Annotated in this window: 13 protein-coding genes, 1 tRNA gene, 2 pseudogenes and 1 CRISPR repeat array; of the genes and pseudogenes, 6 read left to right on the top strand and 10 right to left on the bottom strand. The window is 48.1% G+C overall.

Features of this window, described 5'->3' with window-relative positions; genetic code table 11:
- Nucleotides 1-8 precede the first annotated feature (8 nt).
- Entirely contained in the window at nucleotides 9-755 is a 747-nt protein-coding gene (locus AC1S52_RS22145) for a hypothetical protein (protein WP_482031212.1), read from the top strand.
- Between the two features lie 11 nt (nucleotides 756-766).
- Nucleotides 767-1261, top strand: a complete 495-nt coding sequence (locus AC1S52_RS22140) for a hypothetical protein (protein WP_482031211.1) — start codon at nucleotides 767-769, stop codon at nucleotides 1259-1261.
- Between the two features lie 101 nt (nucleotides 1262-1362).
- Here the strand turns inward: AC1S52_RS22140 and AC1S52_RS22135 are convergent, their stop codons facing one another.
- Nucleotides 1363-1611, bottom strand: a complete 249-nt coding sequence (locus AC1S52_RS22135; protein WP_482031210.1) for a hypothetical protein — start codon at nucleotides 1609-1611, stop codon at nucleotides 1363-1365.
- Nucleotides 1612-1755: 144 nt separating this feature from the next.
- On the opposite strand from AC1S52_RS22135, the gene AC1S52_RS22130 reads away from it, so the two are divergent.
- Both AC1S52_RS22130 and AC1S52_RS22125 read left to right on the top strand, forming a co-directional pair.
- A complete protein-coding gene (locus AC1S52_RS22130) occupies nucleotides 1756-1959 on the top strand; it encodes a ribbon-helix-helix domain-containing protein (RefSeq protein WP_482031209.1) in 204 nt (67 codons plus the stop codon).
- A 58-nt stretch (nucleotides 1960-2017) separates the two neighbouring features.
- Nucleotides 2018-2124 (top strand) — tRNA-Thr (locus AC1S52_RS22125).
- Between the two features lie 457 nt (nucleotides 2125-2581).
- Nucleotides 2582-2908: direct repeats of the CRISPR family, unit length 37 nt; unit sequence CTTTCAGTCCGCCCATCTCTGGGAGACTGATTGCAAC.
- Nucleotides 2909-3241: 333 nt separating this feature from the next.
- Here the strand turns inward: AC1S52_RS22125 and AC1S52_RS22120 are convergent.
- The gene (locus tag AC1S52_RS22120; protein WP_482031208.1) at nucleotides 3242-3397 is read right to left on the bottom strand and encodes a hypothetical protein; all 156 of its coding nucleotides are present in this window, start codon (nucleotides 3395-3397) and stop codon (nucleotides 3242-3244) included.
- Between the two features lie 87 nt (nucleotides 3398-3484).
- On the bottom strand, nucleotides 3485-5404 hold the full coding sequence (gene cas12k, locus AC1S52_RS22115) for a type V CRISPR-associated protein Cas12k (RefSeq protein WP_482031207.1): 1920 nt from the start codon (nucleotides 5402-5404) through the stop codon (nucleotides 3485-3487).
- 293 nt (nucleotides 5405-5697) lie between these two features.
- On the opposite strand from cas12k, the pseudogene tnpA reads away from it, so the two are divergent.
- Both tnpA and AC1S52_RS22105 read left to right on the top strand, forming a co-directional pair.
- Nucleotides 5698-6132: pseudogene (tnpA, locus tag AC1S52_RS22110) on the top strand (IS200/IS605 family transposase).
- Between the two features lie 72 nt (nucleotides 6133-6204).
- A pseudogene (locus tag AC1S52_RS22105) lies at nucleotides 6205-7065 on the top strand (IS1380 family transposase); the annotation flags it as partial.
- A 590-nt stretch (nucleotides 7066-7655) separates the two neighbouring features.
- Here the strand turns inward: AC1S52_RS22105 and AC1S52_RS22100 are convergent.
- From AC1S52_RS22100 to AC1S52_RS22070, 7 genes are all read right to left on the bottom strand, one after another.
- On the bottom strand, nucleotides 7656-8444 hold the full coding sequence (locus AC1S52_RS22100) for a DUF928 domain-containing protein (RefSeq protein WP_482031206.1): 789 nt from the start codon (nucleotides 8442-8444) through the stop codon (nucleotides 7656-7658).
- A 16-nt stretch (nucleotides 8445-8460) separates the two neighbouring features.
- Complete coding sequence (locus tag AC1S52_RS22095; protein WP_482031205.1) at nucleotides 8461-10212, bottom strand: CHASE2 domain-containing protein; 1752 nt, start codon at nucleotides 10210-10212, stop codon at nucleotides 8461-8463.
- 42 nt (nucleotides 10213-10254) lie between these two features.
- Nucleotides 10255-13176: a CHAT domain-containing protein gene (locus AC1S52_RS22090; protein ID WP_482031204.1), complete on the bottom strand. Its 2922-nt coding sequence runs from the start codon at nucleotides 13174-13176 to the stop codon at nucleotides 10255-10257.
- Nucleotides 13161-15071, bottom strand: coding sequence for a ShlB/FhaC/HecB family hemolysin secretion/activation protein (locus AC1S52_RS22085; RefSeq protein WP_482031203.1), 1911 nt, complete (start codon nucleotides 15069-15071; stop codon nucleotides 13161-13163). The genes AC1S52_RS22090 and AC1S52_RS22085 overlap by 16 nt, the downstream gene beginning before the upstream one ends.
- A 130-nt stretch (nucleotides 15072-15201) precedes the next feature.
- Nucleotides 15202-17853 carry a two-partner secretion domain-containing protein gene (locus AC1S52_RS22080; RefSeq protein ID WP_482031202.1) on the bottom strand — a complete coding sequence of 884 codons (2652 nt, stop codon included), beginning with the start codon at nucleotides 17851-17853 and terminating at the stop codon, nucleotides 15202-15204.
- Nucleotides 17854-17936: 83 nt separating this feature from the next.
- Nucleotides 17937-18398 carry a hypothetical protein gene (locus AC1S52_RS22075; protein ID WP_482031201.1) on the bottom strand — a complete coding sequence of 154 codons (462 nt, stop codon included), beginning with the start codon at nucleotides 18396-18398 and terminating at the stop codon, nucleotides 17937-17939.
- Nucleotides 18399-18655: 257 nt separating this feature from the next.
- Entirely contained in the window at nucleotides 18656-21007 is a 2352-nt protein-coding gene (locus AC1S52_RS22070; protein WP_482031200.1) for a phosphoinositide-specific phospholipase C-related protein, read from the bottom strand.
- Between the last annotated feature and the right edge of the window lie 59 nt (nucleotides 21008-21066).

Below are 21066 nucleotides of genomic sequence, written 5' to 3'. Positions count from 1 at the left end.
AGATACCTATGAGAAGAGCAGATCGACGCGATAGTTCTGAAGACAACAACCTAAACAACCCGCGATCACGCTCAACGGAACCAGCCTCCTACCATGATCTAAAAGCGTCCCTCATGACTGTACGGGCGCAAAAAACTGAATTGCAGCAGCGTGTTCAAGAGGTAGAAGAGCGGGCAGGGCAAAACCATCAACTTTACCTGGCAGAGCAGCAGAAGCATCAAAGTGCGATCGCATTGTTTCAAGGGGAGCAGCAAAAATACCAGACAACCCTGACTCTATTTCAGGAAGAGCAACATAAGTACCAGACAACCCTGACTCTTTACCAAGAAGCCCAGACGCAAGCACAGTCCTACCTCACCCTCTACACTCAAGAACAAGCCCGTAGTAGCGAATTGTTGGTCAAATTTGAAACCGCTCAAGCCGAACGACAGCACTACTTGACACTGTACGACGAAGCCCAAGCCCAACTGAAGCTGGAGCGACGCTCCAAAGCAGGAATCAAGGGATGGGAGACACGACGGAAACGGGAAAACGATCGCCTGAAGCAAGAGATTGGTGAAATGACAGTCCTATTACGTGACTCGCTGACTCGGAAAGACCAAGCCATCACTAATCTCGAAGACTTGGCTGACCGCATGGACCGGATTCAATCTCTAGTGGATTCGGTTGAACAAGAATCCACCAGTAACCCAGTCAATTTACTTCAAAAGATTGCCCGTATGTGGCAGGCAATGAAAGACATCCTTGCAGAATAGAAAACCCCAACATGAGCGAAGAACCGAGTCCACTGATCCAAACTTCTCGAAAGCCAACATTAGGCGATCGTATTCGTGGCATCGCCAATCAACTCAGGGACGAGAGTGAAGTCCAAATCAAAGCAACCTCCCGCATCTTGGGGGCTGCTGCCCAAATTGCCCAAAACCATGATCGACTAATTGATGAAGTTGTCGAGATGGTCGAGGAAGACCTTGACCAACAAGCACAGGTGCAGCCTTCAGAACCCTACACGGTCGAAAAACTTCAACAGCAGTTCAAAATTCTCAAGGATGCCAAAGCTCATTTCGGCATCAAAGCATCTAGTTGGGCAACGTTAGCTTCTAAGTTGAACGAGCAACCAACAAATTCCGGTTCATCAGGATCTCGATCTCAAGATCTTCTGATTCAACGACTTGAGGCGATCGAGCACGAACTTCAATCTCTGCGAGGAGACATCAACCAGGTTTTGAACCTCCTAAATCTGATTGCGGAAAAACTGCTGTAAAGCAATTTCTGCTTAGAATTTCTTTTCTTAAAAAGAAACCTCGGTATGCTGTACCGAGGTTTCTCAATCTTTGCGGCTCAAAGAGTGCCCTAAATCAGTTCCTACTCAAACAAGCTAACTCGCTTAGTCAATATCCGCATTACCTCGCCAGGGTTAACAGTCGGAAGCTGCCTTGACCATTCATCAGGTCTGGCATAACCCAGTTGGAAGAGCCTCGAAACGCAAAATTGAACAACTTGGGGAGAGCCGATCGCAATGACTCGCAGAATATCAGGAGAGGGGCGATCGCGTAAATCGATCAAGGTTTGCTCAGACGGCAAAGCGCTCTGAGTGGATGTATTCTCTGTCATGATGGTTTAACTCCATAAAGGGGTGCCCTGTCCTGTGAGCCTGCAAAACTTCGGGACAGGGTTTAGTTTTACTGGAGCTAGAGTAGCATGGTGTAATAGGGTGTGACACTCTATGTTACCTAGTTACATAAAGGAGTCTATAAAATGCTGACAACCACCAAACAGCATTCTGCCGTGACCACAGATTTAGAGCGGGTGACAGCTTATGTAGACCCTGAAGTAAAAGAGGGTCTAGAGGAATGGGCTAAGAAGGAGCAAAGAAGCCTGTCCAATTTGGCAGCAGTTCTGCTTACAAATGCCTATCGAGAATATCAGAAGCAACAGCAGCAGAACCAGAAGAAAGAGTGAAAAGGCGCTCTCTTTTATCCTTCTAATTTATGAAGCCACGATGAAGCGAATAAGTTTGGGTTTAATTTGGGTGTAAGAAAGTGTAATAAAGCTTGAAACCCTCTATTTACAAGGGCTGATAGCTGATTTGTAATCAGCCGGTCGCAAGTTCGAGTCTTGTCACCAGTTTTAATGATTGTACGTTCGCACATTAAATGTCGCAGTTCGCAGATTAGTGTCGTTTTTAGACTAATTTCCTGCTTTTTGCTTGTTTTCGTGAGTTAATGTCGCTAAATTGAAATTCTTTGCCCTTCGCAGATTGGTGTCGCACTCTAAAACAAGCAACAGGTAACTAATTACTTGCAACTGAGGTAGCAGCAATCGCAAATTACAAATCAGCTGCTCCTTTCAGTCCTCCTAAAGACTATCTTGCCAGAAGACAGAAAACGTAGAGAGCATAGTTTCGAGTGGAAATCTCCCCTCGGATGTGCTGACGCTTTTAGACTACCTATATCTGGGAGGCTGATTGCAGCTACGCTACTATTTCATCTACGCCGGTGGCGTGCCTTGCTTTCAGCCCACTTATCTCTGGGATGCTGATAGCGACTCCGCACCTGAACCATTTGTGAAAGTTTCCTGTAATCTTTCAGCCCACCCATCTCTGGGAGACTGATTGCAACCGGGACTCTCCACGATCGCGATGATTTCCTCTACGCTTTCAGTCCGCCCATCTCTGGGAGACTGATTGCAACCACCGGTCCAGGAAAGTGCTTCCGGTTCGTCAAATTCTTTCAGTCCGCCCATCTCTGGGAGACTGATTGCAACTTCAAATGATCGACGACTTTGACTCGTTCCATTGCCTTTCAGTCCGCCCATCTCTGGGAGACTGATTGCAACCGATTGCTAGTTTGCGGACTTGATTCAAGCTGACACCTTTCAGTCCGCCCATCTCTGGGAGACTGATTGCAACTCCCAGCGTTAGAACCCTTATCCCGCAAGCTATCTAAGTCAAGTTTTGGCAAACCTACTTGAGAACTACCATTTGACTTGTTACTCAGGAAGCTTTTTAGCAAGCTTACAATTGTGAAAGTCTTACCAATAGCAGGATTTGGGATTTTGGCAAACCTCCCAAGTTTGTTGACCTCGCTTTGGTTTGCGAAAAAGTTGTGGAGGACTCCTCCTTGATCGGAGGCGATTCAATAACTGCCACTTCAGTCACACGATCTGCAAAAATTGAGCAGATAATGCTCCTGTACCCTCAAAAATGAAGGCTTGACTCACTTCTGCTGGGTGCGCACCTACGCTACATTGGAAGATGAGACTCAACTAATGCAGCTTCCCATCCCCACACAAATCCCGCGATGAAATTTGCACCAGAATGGCAGTCAGCAAGCAGACAGTTACCAGGGTCGGAAAGCACGATCGTCTGACGACGACCAAACTGACCCATATTTTTCACAGTTCAGCGGCTCATAGAGCTTAAACTGCGGCGCTGTTGAATCATATATTAACTTGTCGAGGTACGAATGTACTAAAAACTACAGGATTATTTTGTGGCGATCGCACGAGAGTGATAAGCGGCGATCGCTAGGTCTCTTGCCTGTTCCTGGGAATTGCCCTGGAGTGGCTGAAACTCTGATTCAACTGCAATGCCAACTTGCTTGGCTTTACCCTGGATAGCTTCGATGAGTCTGTTGTAGCTCCAACGATGAATCGCTTTGCGGTACTCCCTGGCGTATTGATTTTGAGTCTTTACTGAACCAGGGCATTTTTGTTCAGCCCTTGCTGTAATTTCGCTAGCCAGTAATTCACGCAGATGGCTCAAACTTGGAATCACAATACTTCCCGCTTGATACTGTTGGGCAAGTTGAATAATTGCCTTTGCCAGTAGGCGATCGACATATTGACCCAATTCTGATTCTGAGGGCTGATGAGCAGCACCCCGCTTTTGACTTTTGTGCCGTTTCAGGGCATTCTGTTGCTGTTGGTGGCGATGACGATTCAAAAGCCGATACTGATTACCCAGTAGTGTTCGCGGTGTGTGATAGGTTAGTACCTCTCCTGTTCTGCCATTAACAACAGCGACCGTGACAGGATTAGCCAACCCAATACTAAGCCCAACCAGGATTTCGGGGTTTCTCTGGGAGGTTTTCTGATTAGGGCGATCGGGTAAATTATGCAAACGATCAAGCGTTGCTTGGTTCCGAGGGTCAGGATTTGTATAGGTCAGTTTTTTGAGGGCTTTCGCGGCTTTCTCCTGTTGAACTTCCAGGGTGCCTTCTGCGATCATCAGGCGAGTATCAAAGGAGCAATAGAGGGCAAGATGGTTCACATCCCAGGGGTTACCTTTGCCCTTGCCTTCTCTCCATGCCAACATGGCTGAGCTGAGCGTGAGTAAACCTGTTGGATAAGTCTCTTGATTGGATTGATAAGCTTGCCAATCTTCAAAAAATCGTTGGAAGAGGGGCAGTTGCCGCTGATCACAGTACAACCGAAATGGATATTCTTTATGGGTTTTGAACCATTTCTGGATATCAGAGTCAGTCGCTTTGAGATATTTATCAACCCCATTAAAAGTGGCGGTAATTCTGCCCTTTGCGGTCTTACCCCACCTTATATCTATAGAATTACCGTAGATGATGGGATAGGGCAGAGATGCAGGTCGAGTCAACAGTTTGGCTTGCCAATCACGCATCTGAGCAACACTTTCAGGAACCTGTTGAGTGGCGATCGCCAATGTCTCCAAAAACTCTTCCCCAGTTAAGTCACGCCCTTTCGGCAAGCGAGCCTGAAGTTGGGCTTCAAGTTCTTTTTGTTTGCGGTGGACACGATGGGCAAATTTCTCTGGGTCTTCTTCGACTTCAGCAACTTTGCCACCGTTTTTAATGAGATAGGCGATCGCACAACGGTTGAGAAGCTCATCTGTGGCGTTATAGGCTATAAACAGGCGAGTTATCAGACTCGCATCATTAAAAGAATTAGATTTCCGGTTTGCATTCCGCCTGTTGGTGTTGGAACCCGTTTGAGTTTCATGCTCGGTATTGAGTTGATTCAAAATCTCTTGTGCCCGATGCTGAATGATTTCTAGAGCAGAACCGGAGAGTTGAACGAGTTCAGCCTCACTTTTGACGATATCCAACCAACGCTGTTTTCCATCCAAATGTTGTTTTCGCGATCGTTGAAGGGATAACCACGATTCATAGGTGTACGTCACCATAAGAGTGGCAGAAGCATAAAATCGTCCGGGTTGCCCTGGATAAACTTCTTTGAGTGCCTTACAAAGCCCTTTAACAGCACTCTCTGAAACCTCCCCTCTGCGTTGCCACATCTCAAAATCGGGATGCTGGCTGACCTGTTTTAATAGGGCATTGATTAATGGAGTGTTTTTCTCAGTCATGAGGTGCCAGAGATGGCGACGAACAGGCTCAGAAGCGGTCAAGCGACAGTGAATGGTGATGATGCTCATGGTTAGCAACCCCTAGCACAGCCATTGCCGAAAAGTTTTAGGCACTCTGGCAATAGTTCTGATGTACTGTTATCCTGCGAAGGCATCATACTCCAAATAATGTCATCGTGACAAGCTGATTGGCATGGCTCTTGCTCCTCAAACTCCGTCTCATACACACTGGTATGCGTTACGGCTTTATTGTCCCAGCACGCTAGTCAAAACTACCCACTTTAGTGGGAGGCTTTAGCTGCTACACAGTTCCCGGTGTTTCAGGTGGTTTGGCAAAGATGGTAGCTTTGACAGAAACCATCATGGTAGAACAACGATGGGGCGGTCATACGATCACACGGTTGAGCGTCCATATCGTCTGGGTGACGAAATATCGCTATGCGGTGCTCAAGGGTGAGAACCAAAAGCGCTGCCGGGAACTAATTATCAAAGTTTGCGACGCAGAGGATGTGACGATTCTCAAAGGTGCTGTGAGCAAGGATCATGTCCATCTGCATATCGAGTACCCGCCATCGAAAGCGGTGAGTGATTTGGTGAAGCGGATGAAAGGGCGCAGTTCACGACTGTTGCAGCAGGAGTATCCAGAGTTGCAAAAACGGTATTGAGGTAAGCTTTTCTTGTCCATTGGGTATGGCGCATGGAGTACTGGCAATCTAACCGAGCAGTTAGTGGAAGAGTATTTAGAGCATCATCGGAGTCCGTCAAATCAAGATCGCGGTAACTTCCTACTCGAATAGGTTAACTTGGGCTTTCAGCCCTTCAGGAACCTATGCACTGAAAGTGCATAGTGGTTCAGTTTCTGTGGACGGCATGTGCTAGCAAGCAAACTGCGTCCGTCGAATGTAGACCCCGCTGCTGGGGGCCTGGAAGAATTACAACGGATTATCGTTCAGATTAGAAGCCAGTGGGCAGAGCTGGTGATCATCGTGCGGGGGGATAGTGCCTATGGGCGAGACGACCTCATGAGTTGGTGTGAGCCTCAAGCCAAGGTGGAATACGTGTTGGCGTATCCCAGCAATGAGCGGGTAGGGCGATTGAGTTGGGGACTTGAGCAACGCGCCAAAGCCGCTTACGAGCACCAGCGCCAACAGGTCGAGCAAACCCTCAGTCCTCTGGTGGCAACCGCAGCAGAACTCAAGCCTGACCTGGATGCTCTGGTGCCCCCCCAAGTCTGGTATCAGTCCTTCACCTACCGCACACTGGACTCCTGGAGTTGTGAGCGTCGAGTGGTGTGCAAAATCACCTACGATGCCAACGGTGCTCGTCGTCATTGTGTTGTCACCTCCTTCTCTACCACTGAGATCAGTGCAGGCACTCTTCATGCTGACTACTACTGTCCTAGAGGGGAGATGGAAAATCGCATCAAGGAGCATCAACTCGACCTCTTTAGTGACCGCACCTCCACCCATGACTTTGAAAGCAATCAATTACGATTGTGGTTTTCTTCCTTTGCCTACATCCTGATGCAAGCCTTGCACCAACAGGTGTTAGCCCAGACTGAATTAGCCAATGCTCAACTCGGTACCATTCGGCTCAAACTCCTCAAAATCGGCGCCCAAATTCGCATCACTTGTCGTCGGGTGGTCATAGCGTTCAGCAGTGCTTGGTCAAGTCAATCATTGTTCCATCGGATTTATCAACAATTGCAGCAATTACCGCATCCAGGGTAATCTCAGGTCATTGACCCGTCGCGTTAACTGAATGCTGATTTCGTCAATTTTCAGGGTGACTATCGCACCCTGACATTGTCTTGCTTGTGTTCTTTCCAGAAGTTGCAAAATTGTCTTTGCAATGGGTATTTTTTGGCTCAGCAACCACTTTTGATACCTATTGTAGCAATAGAGAGCGATTTTCAAGATTCTCCTCACTCAATTCTATTTCCCCTTCTCAATGAAAAAGACTGGTGAGAAATCCGGGTCAAGAGCATTTTGGATATCCTTGTCTAGAGTTTTTCTCAATTCCTATCAGAATGCCTCTAACTTGTAGATGGTAGTTTCTCCTATCCAAAAGACTAAAGCCCTCTTTCAATGAGGATTTCATGAATTATTAAAAGCAGCTCAATTGATCTTGCAAGGGCTGGTGGTTATACTTAACCTCTACCTGCTTGACCACATAATCAGGAATCATCGTCGCATCTGCCCATCACTCAATCAAACCTAGCGATTTCATCGATTCTGAAACGGAAAAGTTACGCAACTTATTTTTATAAGACTCCTAGAACGTGGTGAGTAGAACAGTCTTGCTTCTGGGGCATACAGTGCTAACGAAGCTCTTTCTGAGCAAGCTTTTCCAAGCCTTTGTTATTTTTCATAAGTTGCGCCCAAGCGATCCGGAGATCTAGCCTGTGGGGTGACTGACGACGGGCAGTCGCCAGGGCGTTAAGCAGGTCGTACCATACATCGTAGTTCTGACCATCCGGCACACTAAGTGTGCCAGGTACCCGTTGAATCCAACCGTTTACACTGGGGTTGCGAGAGGGGCGATCGCGGTCGCAGATCACTGAGAAATACCAGAAATATGGGTGCTTAATCTGTAAAGCTTGCTGTTGTGGCAGATTGACACTGATAATGCCGGGTTGATCGGCAAGATCAAGTCTAACTGGCTGTTCAAATAGAGGCAGCCTGGATTCATCCAGCACCATAAACTGGGCATAGCCCTCACTGGTAGAACGAGTATAGGGCACATAAAACCAGAACCTTGGAGAAGCCTCTGTTGTTTCACCACCATATTGTGTACGCCCCGTTTTTAAGCGGCTTGTTCCAGTTTGGTTCGTTTCAGTCTGGTTCGATGGTGGAGCGATCGCCAGTGCCGTGAGGGGAAGATCAACTTCAATGGGACAACTGTCACCGCGTCCAAATCCGCCTGATCGACGATTGGGAGAGGGTCCTTTGGGCGGGTTAAACCGTAGTGCAATTTGCTTAAAGACGTAATCAATGGGATTGCCAGCTTGAACGGCAGGTGGGGATACAAGCCAAAGAGATACGGTCAACAATAGGGTGACGACGTAACCGGCTACTCGCTTTACTAGGGGCAAGGGAGATGAGTTCATCAAACAGCACTCCGAGTTAATTATTTTCGTTAAGAGCAGCACGAAGCATTTGCAATGGATTACTGCTGCCCAATTTGCAACTGATATTCAGGTAGGCAACACCTGTCCCTGAAGCCAGCAAAGTGATGATTGGGGGAAACAGGGGAAGCCATAACTGCCCAAACCAAAAACTCAGACTACAGATTCCGTAAAGGACGATCCCAGTAGTCGTCAGCGATATTAACCAGAACCGCCAAAACAAAAAGCGCCAAAACAGAAAGTACCAACCCAAAACGCCTCCCACGATAGCCCAACTTAACGTCCAGAAAAATTCGACCCATTCGGGCATTACCCAGATCAGACGCTGCTTGCCTAATACCGTATCGATAATTTGGCTGACTGTCAGAGCCTGAATTTCGACCCCTGCCATCTCACCTAGAGGAGTGAGCCATAAATCACTATGGGTACGCGCAGCAGACCCAATCAAAATAATCTTTGGTTTTGGGTTTAGCTGGTCTAGCTCATTATCCTGCAACAGTTTTGTCAGGTTAAAGGTTGTGATTGTTTTGATGCCATAATTCAGCAGCATTTGGCATCCGCCATAGTGATCATTCTCTTCTACACCGCCCTGAAAACCACCTGTTACGGCATTGAAGTATGGAAAAACAAAATTCCGTTTAGGATCTGAATGCATAAATTTTGGGCATTGTTGCGCTTCCGGCTTTGTTTCAAGTTTGTTGTAGCCCTGCGTTTTGAAGAGAAATTGGCTGGCAACACGGATACTAAACGCAACTGTTGTTTTGCATTTGTCAGCATGGGGAGGAAGTTCTTGAGATAGAATCTGACGGCGCATGACGGCTCGATTTCCAACGCCAATGGCAAAGTCAACGAACCCAATGCGGCTGGGGGCAATTTCAGGGGGAGGGGGAATTTCAGTACCTTTAATCGATTGGATATCATCTTTCACTTTTTTTGTTTCAAGTGCTTTGCATCCACCAATTAAATGGAGGCTTTCTGGCATAGGGAGTATCTTGACTGTTTGGGGAGGAATCGTGGCGTTGCGCTTTTGATGTTTGGCAGTTAGGAACGGTTTAACAGCACCTTTCTGAGGGGGAACCACTGCTCGCTGTTTGGGTTGAGTCACAGCCTTTGAATTTAGGATTTTGGCGAGTTTACCCTTCGCTGCAAATGGGCGCTGAAGATCTAACCCAATCACTGTCGGCTGATATTTTTGAATTTTCTCTAATACTTCGGCTAGCTTATCGTCTGTCAAAGAAATTCCTTTATCATTCACTTCTTGACCTTGTTGTTGAACTTCATGATCATCTGGAGCAATCACCAGAATACGATTATCTTTCTGAGCAAACCCTCGCTGTGTTGCCATAAGTCCGTCTAATGCCCATAACTCCAGTCCTTGTAGTCCGGCGAGAAACCGCGCGATTCCAACCAACACGCCAATTCCCACACTAGTGATCAACACGGAGGGTTTACGACACCGAACAGGAAGCTTCTGCTCTTTTTCTAGTTCATCAATCAGCTTTAGTAATTTGCTTCGATCTGTACTTTGATTGATACTATAGATTATGTTATTGATAGTGTTATTAGTGATGTTATTAGTGGTATTATTGATGGTGTTATCATTTCCAGTAGCAATTATGGCTTCCGTTGCATTTCCTTGAATCGAAATAGAACGATTGCCAAGTAATTGCATGAGTTTGTGCAATTCTCCATCTGACAACTTGTTGCCGATTATTTCCTTAATCTGATCCTGATCAAAATTGTTTGCCACGCGCTTCAGTCCTGATTGATACGAAGAGTGTCATTAGGGATATCACAACCAATTGCCGACGAAAATGTAGGGTGCCCAGTAACGTGGATGTTCATAGCCTTTCTCCTTTGCTAAAGCCCGTTGGGCGGCTTGTAACGCCTGGACTTTGGTGAGAGTTGTTTGGGTGAGTTGCTCGTACAGCTTTTCGATAAACGTCACACTGACTTCGTCATCTAAAGTCCAGAGGGAGGCGATCGCGGCTCGCGCCCCAGCCCGAACTGCAACACCAGAAATCCCCAACGTAGCCCGTTGATCGCCGGTTGCTGTTTCACAGGCGCTTAGAATTAATAACCCGATCGTGTTGGCTTGTTTGGGGTTACGATCCCGAAAGATCTGTTCCAGTTGGTTCACATTCATCACTCGCTCATCCGCAGACAGGACAAATGTCCCTTCGGGTCTGGAACTGAATTCACCATGCGTTGCCAGGTGCAGGATGTCGATCGCCGTGGTGTTAATCGCTTGTTGGAAACCAGCGGCGGTGAACTGCTGATCTAAAAGTTGGGATACGGCGAGTTTGCCCTGTCCGACAGACGCAATGCTGTTCAACTCATCTTTAACGTAGGGCAGGGCAGGAAAGGATCGGCGTGATAAGCGACCCTTAAATTTCACAGTTGGCTTCTCACTGAACCCAGCCGCCAGAACTTTGAGGGTTTTAGCGGGAAATCGCTCAGCTACTTGTAGATTTAATCTGGGCGCGATCGCCACCGCATATTTCTCAATCAAATAGCCCTGAAGATCGGGCGTATTCAGGTTAGGAGCATACACTAAGGCGGCTAATGGGATGTTACGCAAGCGTGTATCCAGGGCAAAGACCAGCGTATCAATATTGCTGAGATAGCCCCGCTGCTCTGCCTCTGCCAGCAGCCATTGATAAACCTTGTGCGCTTTCTGTTTAACACTGTAAAACGTGTATTCTTCTTCTAAATCAAAAAGCAGTCCTCGGATTGTATCGGTGAACTCCTTGCGATCGATGCTGCTGCGATAATGCTTTAAGGATGCAGTTTGATTTGACGTGGGGCTGTTCGCCTTGACCTTTTCAAGGTTTGCCTGACTCTGTTTCTGTGAATCGAGGGATAGAGTTTGACTCGCCTGAGTACTATCCGGTAGCTTGAGAATGACCTCGACTCTCACGGTTTTTCCGTCTGCACTCTCCAACACGATCGGAAAAAAGGACGCTGTTTTTTCACCAGCTTTGCTATCAATGATTTGATCAATTGCTTGCAGGTTATTTTCTGGGCAGCCCTGCCGCAGGAAGTTTTCGATTTCTACAGCCTGGAGCGCAGCAATCACTTCACGAGCCATCTTCAAGTCGGGTTGACTGGGTTCCCGATCTTCTGCCAGCAGTAGATTAATATATTCTCGATAAATGGTTTCAATATTTTGCTGAAATGAGAACTGCGTATCGGGGTTACTCGCCGCTAATTCTCCTCGCAGTGCTTGCAACGTTTCAAAGGCGCTGTTGTAAGCCTGACGGGCTTCTGGGGTGCGATCGCGGGTTAATGAGGTTTCCGTTTGGGCTTTCGATTGTAGGGGCACTTGGGATTGGGCGTGATAAATTTTTCCCAACTGCCACTGCCACTGATAGGCAATCTCGGCAGCCGGAATCCCTTGCGCCACTAGTAGCGCTTTCTGGGTCCAGAGTTCCGCCGCAGACCAATCCGGTACCGTTTGATTCTGGTACCACTGACCCAAATACCCCAGGGCGTAGGAGCGTTCCCGACTGTCATTTTGAGTCAGGGCGATCGTGGTTTTCAACCAGGCTTCAAGGGTGCTATGCCACTGGGAAATCGTCACCGTAGGCAGATTGGTTAGAGTGGGGAGATTGATCAGACTGTGGGCTAGATTGAGGCGTAATTGCAATGTGGTGTGATTAACTGGCAGTTGCTCAATTTCGGACAACAGAGCTGACAACGAATTGGATGGATCACGCCCGGTGAGGCAACGGCTGAGTCGATCCTGAACCTCCCTTGACCATCGTTGAGCCTCTGATCTAAGTTGGGACTGTGATTGATTTTGGATTTTTGTCCGTTGCTGCTGTTGCTCGAATCGGCAACCTGTCTGGTTTGGGTCTAGCAAGCACCCCAACTCTCGCTGCTGGGACATAAGTAAACTCAATTGGTTCAATTGCGCTTGCTGTTGAGCGATTATGGCAGTGTCTGGTGTCACTGGGGCAACCGATTGTCCGGCTTCATAATGTTTGATGGCTTTGCGGGCGTTCTCAATCGCATCGGTTAAGTCAAGTGCTTCCCCCGATCGCCAATACAAATCCCAGGAGCGATCGCTCAATGCTCGGTGGGTATTGCCCAAATCCAGCCGCAGATCGGCACTGTCGGGGAGTCGGTCTAACGACAACACCGCCTGAGACAACTCCAGGACACCCATGCTCCGCAGAACGTTGCCCAAACTGCGTAAGCCCGCGATCTGCTCCGGTGTTCTGGCATGGTCCTTTACCTGGGCAAGGAACTGCTCTCTTGCCGGGTTATCTTGTACACCGTCAGTCTGTGGTAAAGCTTTACAGTCGGGTGTAGTCGGGCTATAGAGAGGTAAGAGCGTTTTGCAGGCGAGGGGATAAAGCCCTAGTGCCTGTTCTGCCTGAGCTTGATTGATTTGGTCAGCGATCGCTGCTGCCCCTCGATGCTGTTTACGCGCCTGCCGCCAGCAATCTCTAGCCTCACCAAACTGCCCAGCTTGATACTTTTCCCAACCCCAACGGCTCAAGTCATCGGCATTCGCTACACCTGAATTCAAGCACAATCCTGACGCTGCTGGCGTTGCCGCCGTGCCTCGGTCGGCAGCGATCGCGTGAATAGTCAAACTGCTGATAAAGGCGATGACTGCGATTATCACAACGACAGGGGAGTGCCGTCGGTGCTGGGCAGTCCAGGCACCGATCCGGGGAAATAGCCAGTTTAGAAGAGTTTCCATAGGAAGGTAAAGTAAAGCCCCAGTTCTTGCAGGGTGTTTTTATTGGCTGCGTTGAGCGAGATCAGAGGAATTCCCCAATCAAAACGAAAATCAACGCGATCGCTCACTTGCACCCGTAACCCTAACCCCGTTGAGACCAACGTATTGATCGGTAATTGGGAATCTTCCGAGTGATTCCAGACTGTGCCCACATCCACAAAGGGTACCAGTTGAACGAGGGTATTTGATTCCGGCAAGTGCAGAATAGGAAGCCGTACTTCCAGCGAACCATACGCGCCATTGTCAGCCAGCAGTGCATCCTGGCGATAGCCTCTGACACTATATTGCCCTCCCAGGGTAAATTGCTCCAGGGCAACTAAGGGGCGGTCTGCCAGTTGGATGTTCCCGCGCAGCACCAGCGGCAGGCGGGGTGCCAATAGACGCACCCATTGCGCCTGTCCTCGCCAAGCAAAAAACCGTCCATCGGGGGGAATTTCGTTACGGGTGGCATCCCAGATCCCCAGTCCCAGGTTAAATTCAGAGCGGAGGGCGAATACGGCTTTCTCATTGCGCTGGACATAGTCTTGAAACAGGCGCAAGACGGATAAGCGAGTGCGTCCATTAGCATCGGCTCCAGGGGAAAGAGGGAACGGTCCGATGTCTTCAAAGCCGAGGGCTGTGTCTGTTTCTTCGCGGGAAAAGGTAAGTCCCACCGCTAATTCTTGCTTCACCGTGCGAATCAAGGGATGGCGCAGCGTCAGTTCATAGATGCGGGATTGAGAGGTGATGTCCAGCACGTTGAAGGGCTTTTCGATCACGTTACTAGCAGTATTGCTGTAACTGAGTTGCAGGGTAGTATTGCGGGGGCTGATGGGGATCGTATAGCTCAAGTTCAGGGCATTACTCCCATCCGTATTGGCATAGCCGATGCCGAGTTGATCCCCCAGCCCCAGTAAATTGTCTTCGTGCAACGTGATGCCGCGACGGAAACTACCGACAGCGGGTGAGCGATTGTTATCCAGATTCAGTTCACCATGCAAGGTGCGAGCCTCTTTGACGGTAACTTCTAACAGGTTGCTGCCAAACCGAGAGCCAGCCGCTAGCTCAGCCGAGATTTTGTCAATCAAGACAGATTGGGATAACAGTTGCAGCGCATCCAGAAGCCGATCGCGATTTAAGGGCTTTGCCGTGGCGATCGCCAACCGACTGCTGATATAACCGGGCTGCAACCGCCGAGTGCCCGTGACTTTGATCTCTTCTAAGCCACCTTCCACGATTTGAATCCGGACAACTCCTCCTTCCGGTGGAACAGTTTGTTCGGCGGGAATCAAAGCGCCTGAAGTGATGTAGCCTTTAGCGATATACAGTTTTGTGATGGCAGAACGAGCTTCCAGCAATTCTGCAAAGGTGAGTTTGCGGGGTAGCAGGGTTGCCGAGTCAAGCTTGAGGGATTCGGCAATCGCGGTCAGCAACTCTTCATTGTTGAAGACGGTGCCACCCTCAAATTTGAATCCTGTGACCCGAAACTGAATGGGTAGGTTTGGCGGTGCTGCATCGGGTGGCTGGAGTTGGGGATTAGGTAGCAACTCTGCGGGAGGGGCAGGTGGTGGCGGAATTCCGGGCAGTGGCGGAGACGGTTTGGGACGGGGGATGATGTCCTGGGGCGGCAGCGATCGGACAGGCGGCAAAGGAGTCAAGTTGGGTGCCAGAATTTGGGCTACAGGGCTTGTTTGGGTAACGGTCTGGGCAATCGTCTGGGCGATGACGGCACTGGGCAAGTTGACCCACAAAATACCTAAAGGCAGTGTGAGGGATAACTGAGTCATGAGGTGAAATCGGCAAGCAGAAGCGGCTTGTCGATTGTGTTTGTTAACCTGAATGACCTGATCAGCGCGATCGTGTTCTATCAGTTCCATATGTTTGGGCAGTTTTAAGAATTAAAGGACTTACGCAAACCTCGGAGGTTTTGGTCAAAATGCGTAAGTCGAATTAATCACATCAGTATCAATCAAACAATCGTTTACCAGGCTGATGACTGGAATGGTTTTACTGGGAGTTGCAATTCGGGAACGGTTGCCAGGATGAATGGGGCGATACCCCGTCTGGATGGGCAGTTAAGATGAATTCTCCATGCGCCCCAATGGTAACTCCTTGAGCTTCGACACTGGGGGGAGTTTCTGTCGCATTCGCAGAGAGACCAGAGGGGAGATCGGACTGGGTAACAACCGGGGACGATTCGCCAACGAGGACGCTACTGCTAAGGGCAGTATTGGGTGTGGCGGGCAAGCCACCGCGTCCAGTGACAACAAATTGGTTAGCGGCACTTTGTTGTCCGGCGATCGGGCAAATGGGGTTAATCCGTCTCGATGCGTCGGTAGTGTCTGCGGGTAGTTGGTTTAAGCCCCGTGACGGATTGATATCGGGGAGAGCAATCTCTACAATCCCGGTATCGCCAATGTTTGAAGTCACTGTAATATCATTCAGTAATCTTGTCTCAAATTGGCGAAAGTCAATATTATAAATTCCCAGCGGCTTGCCTACAATGAAAACCGCTCCCCCTGTACCCTGGGCTGCATTCGCTTGAATTTTATTGCGAGTTCCAGTGGCTAACAGCACTTGAGTATTGATGAAAATATTACCGCCTTTCGCAGTGCTGGTGGCATTTGTGGTGATTCGACTACCATTTTGTAGAATCAAAAATTTCAGGGCTGGGTAGCTTTCTAATTCCGTTAGAATTGTCAAATCTGATGAAGGACCCTCAAACCTGGCTCTAGCTGCCTGATCTAAATAGCCCAATAAAAAAATGTTTGCTCCAAAATCTTCTTCTGATTGAATCTGTCCCGTGTTAGCAGAAATGGTGCTCTGGTTTAGCAAAACGCTATTTGCTGAAATGATCAGGTTTCCGGCGAGGCTTTCAGGGCTATTCACCTCAACGTTAGATTTATTTTCAATCCTCAGAGTGCCTGTGGTGATTTCGATGTCTCCAGCCTGTCCTGATCTGGTAGTAGTACTGATTGGATTGACACTCGCGTTGACACTACTGCCATTGAGCAAAACTCTCCCGGTTGGAGGAGTCGTCATTTCAATAAAACCTAAGGTACCTTTAACCAATACCTGGCTATTGTTAGTGAGAACAATGTCTTGAAATGCTTGCAGTGCAATATCTCCTGTAATCCCATCACTAGAATTCGTTGCTTCTAGCGTTTTTCCATCAAGATAGATAGAACCATTTTTGGATTCGATTCTGATTGAACCAGTAAAATCAAAATCGCTAGATTCAGGAATCTTGCTTGATACGGTAATGTTGCCCAGGGAAATATTGCCAGCACCAGTGAGCGCAACTGTACCAGAAGGGGTTCCATTATCGCTTGCAGCACTTAGATTTCCTTGAGTCGTGTCAATGTTACCGGCACTGGAAGTAATGTCAATATTTCCAATAATTCCTGTCCCCTCTCTCCCGATAAGAATAGAAGTTTTAATATCGGCTGTATTTACATCGAGTGCTGCACTTAACTGAATGTTGCCACTATTCCCATCAACAGCAGTGGAATTAAGTTCACCCGCTACCGTATTAATGGATCCAGTTCGACTTGTGAGGGTGATTTCCCCGCCAGTACTCTTGTTCTCAGATAAGGAAACACCAGTAGATGAGGCATTGAGTGAACCACCAGTCGTAATATTGCCTGCTGCATCTAACGTGATTTTGCCCCCACTACCATCAGTAGATGAGGCATTGAGTGAACCACCAGTCGTAATACTGCCGTTCCTTGAAGTGAGGGTAATTTCACCGCCATTACCGCTACCACCATCTCCTACAAAAGTCTGAATTGTATCTGTAGAAATGTCACCCTGGGCGTTAATTTCTACGCTGCCCTCATCACCAGCACGAATGTCCCCCACCGTGATGCTGCCTGGTGACGCTGCCGATGTTGTTGTGGTTATAGGCGTGGGCAAATCAGTTGGCAAGTTTACAGTCAGGGGTTCCTCTGGACTCACATTTACCCCAGCCCCAGCCGGTACCGCCGCTATCCGCAGATTTCCCTCTGGTGCATTCAGTTGCCCAGTACTCACTACTGTGCCTCCAATCAGGATCAGATCCTGTCCCACCGTCAGGTTGCCCGCATTGGCGATCGCTTGAGGTTGTTCCCGCCCAAACTGCACTCCCAGCGGCACACTCACCGTTAACAATGAGGACGCATCCGGATTCGTAGCACTATATTCCGTGCCATCTGTAAACCGTAAACTGTTCGCCGTACTTGCCAAAAACGATCCCGCCACATCCAGACTGGCATTTGGACCAAACAGAATCCCATTTGGATTCAGCAAAAATAGATTGGCACTGCCCAACACACCCAACCTGCCATCAATCCTGGACAAATTGCCGCCCGTCACCCGGCTCAAAATATTTTCCACCCCTGCCGGATTGTTGAAATAAACCCCGCGCCCCGCTGCAACATTAAAGTCTAGAAAGCTATGGAATAAATTGGCTCCCCGCTCGGCTCCCCCCTGAATTAGATCACTGGGCAATCCTCGAATTATCTGATTCGGATTCACAACCGAACTTTCTGCTCCCAAGGTGCGATCGGGGGTCACTTGAGCCAAGGTTTGATTAGAGCCAATCCATAAACTACTAAAAAGTGCGATCGCCATCCTCAGAAACCAGACCAGCCGGATTTCAAACAAGCAGATCGTGATCATAAGAATCTACCTCTCAGTAAACTTGTCAATTCACAAGCCATAGGAATGAACTTGCTTGTTTAACCGATCTAGACAATGATTACTTAAATGCAAATGACACCCAGCTTGACCACACTGAGAATGCTGTACCAATTTTCGCCCAACCACGAAACAACCTTACTGACCCGTGGTTGGAGTTTTTCAATCGCTTCCGAAAAGCCTTCTGCTTTCTGGGCATAATTGAAAGCCCGTTCCAACGCCTGCCCCACCTCCGCTTTATCTGGTTCAGGTTTTTTGAGTTCCTCATCCACATCAGCCAGAGCGTTATCAATCTTGCGGCGGTCGGGAGTTTCTAGCTGCGCTAACATTTCTCGCAGCGCCGCCATTTCGGACTGAATATCCACACTTTCTGGAGGTGGTAGGGTGATCTGATGGAACTGAACTGAAGCGGTATTACCATCCCCCGTAATCACGTTGCTGCCCGTCATGTTGCCGCCAATAGAAACAGAGCGATTCTGGCTGAAAGACGCTGCATTAGGAGGAATCGAAGAGGAAGATTCATTCATGGTGCTTTAAGAATTTAGGAGAAGTGGTAAGTAGGTAGGTGGAATCAAATGTAGGATGGATTACGCTACCGCTAACCCATGCGGGTGTTGGTTACCCTGCGGGAAGCAAGCTACGTGCTATTGCTACGCAACGCTAACGCGAACAACCCAACCTACACAGCTCTTATATTTAATTAGTCCCACCTACATAGAGAAGAACGTTGGATTACATTGCACGCGATGAAAGTAGCGATCGCACTACTTTATGACTGATTAACCTAATTGGCTTGCCACCGTCGATTCAACTCATTGACAGCATCCTGTGGTCTTCCTCTTTCTAAAGGGACTTCAAAAAAGTCAACCGCCACAAAATTAGGAAGCTCCTTAGCTCTGGGAGTGCATTGATAGTCAATTCTGTTTAGAATTTTTTCAGAATGATTATCAAGTGCTGCGGTGATTGTAGTCGGGACATCTCTGTGATGATTGAAAACGAACAACTTGGGGTAATCTTTATCATCTGGATACTCACCAGCGTCCCATCTTGAAAGGCAACCCCAATTGGTACCGTCAACTCCGAGGCTCCAGTAGTTTTGTTTGGTATAGTCGCGATCGTAAGCGACATAATTGCTGCTTTGTTTATTTTGATTGCTGCTGAAAATAATCACGCGCTTATCCCAGGCAATCAGGTCAGATAACAAAGGCCACTCTTTCCGATCTTTGACCTTCCAATAAGAATCATTGTCAGGGTTGTAGATTCGCCGTAGGAACCCTGGACCTTTTTTAGCTGCTATGAAGTTAAACTCTGCTTGTAGCTCCTCGGCAGCGGTGTAATCTTCCAAGAAAATGGTGACTATTTCATTCGGATTATCGTCCAGAAAATTCCACACCTCGGACAAGGCATCATACAAACGCCATGGAGGTAGAGCAAAAGTAAAACCTGGGAGCCAACCACGCTCATTAATTCCATGTAATAAATACACTCCTGACTTGTGGATCACTAGATTCGCAATATCACCTTCTACATAATGGGTATCCAGCATTAATGCCCTGACACCATTTTTGAGTTGGTTGGTAATCGATTTGGATTGATTTGCCGAAGCCCAACGAGCATCTTCATAATTGGTAAAGGAGTTGTGCGTACACAAGAAAGAACACTGGTTATATCGTCGGATTGGCGGCTTGATGGCAGGATTACCTGATTTTTTGTAAAGTGCCTTGATGATGCTCTTCCCCTCTTCCCAAACATCATTGGAAAGTTCCCAAATAATCACTCCCTGTGCGCCGATTTCCTTTAAGAATTGGAGTTTGGCAACTGCCATCGCGGGCGTTTCAAAGTAGATGTTGTTGGCAAACGGATAGGTTCCTTGAGGTGAAATGAAAGGAGGGGTAGGAGTACTTCCTGGCACTTTGATGTTGCCGTTTGGCACTGTAGGAGCAATGGTCGGAAATTGAGCCACGATGTCTTTGTACCGTAGTACTTTATATCCGGGCGGCACCTGACCACTCTGAGCATCGGGATCTTTCCCATAGGCAAAATCATAGCCATAAGTTGGCACACCGGCGACGATTTTACGTCTGGGTATTTTTTGCCCGGCACCCTGCCAGTTGACAAAGAGTGGATTGGTCCAGTACCAGAGCGTATCTTCCACGGACAGAATCGGATTGTCTACCGCTCCCCCACCTGGCCACGCGCCCTGTTGCTCATTTGCATAAGATTCCTGGGAAACACCCGTGTGATTGGGTCTCTGAGTAGCTTGATTGCGGATTTTAAACAGGGTGCTGTGCGGTCCAATAGGCGAACTATTCCACGATCCCGTCAGGTCATAGGTCATGATCGCCAGCCAATCCACATAATTTGCCATTTTGGGGTCATAGTTATTGCCATACCAGGAGGTACCAAAGACAGCGGCTGAAACCAGCCTGGTGGGCATGGCTTGCTTTAAACTTTGAGCAAATAGTGTCAACCCATAGCCTGCGGGATGGGGACCAGCACCTGTAGGTCTACCGCCCTGATCCGGCTCACCCGGTTTGCCCCACCAGCACTCTAAATCCAGATCCACTCCATCTAGATTGTTTGACCGAACAAAATCGACAACATTCTTTACCGCTTCATCCAAAAGTGGATTGACATTTGTGGGGTTTTTACCGATCGCGGTCATCAAATTTAGGAATCCATAATCCGTTGCCCCTCCCAGAGCAATTAAGATGCGGGCACCGTTTCGATGTCCAGTTTTAACCACATCTGAGAGAACCGCATTCACATCGTTGATGGAGTTGGGTTCAAACTTACCCAGCTTCGTTTCATCAAACATCAGAAACGAGATGATGCCATGGGTAATGTTTTGATACATCTCGTCATTGGCATAGTTAAATTCCTCTTTCTTTCTCCAGGTGGGGATATAGGCAATGATTTTTGCTTGTTTGGTTTCGGTGGCATGTGACGAAGTTTGATCGTACAACTCATCATAAAATCGCCAACCATTGTGATCCGCATCGCCTACCCCAGGTTCCGTCGCCCAGAAGTTGGCATAAAAGACATTACCTTTGTATTTGACCATTGCTCCGGTCTGGTATCCTTCAGGTTTCGCAACCCAGTTAGGAACATCGGCATATTCGTTAGAGAATCCCATAGTTAACTTCTCCTTAGTAGATGAGTACTTCTTTGAAGTGAACCTGAGGCACTCACCGT

It is taken from the genome of Kovacikia sp. CALU 1929 (assembly GCF_056784235.1).
This window is presented reverse-complemented; position numbering and strand designations above follow the sequence as displayed.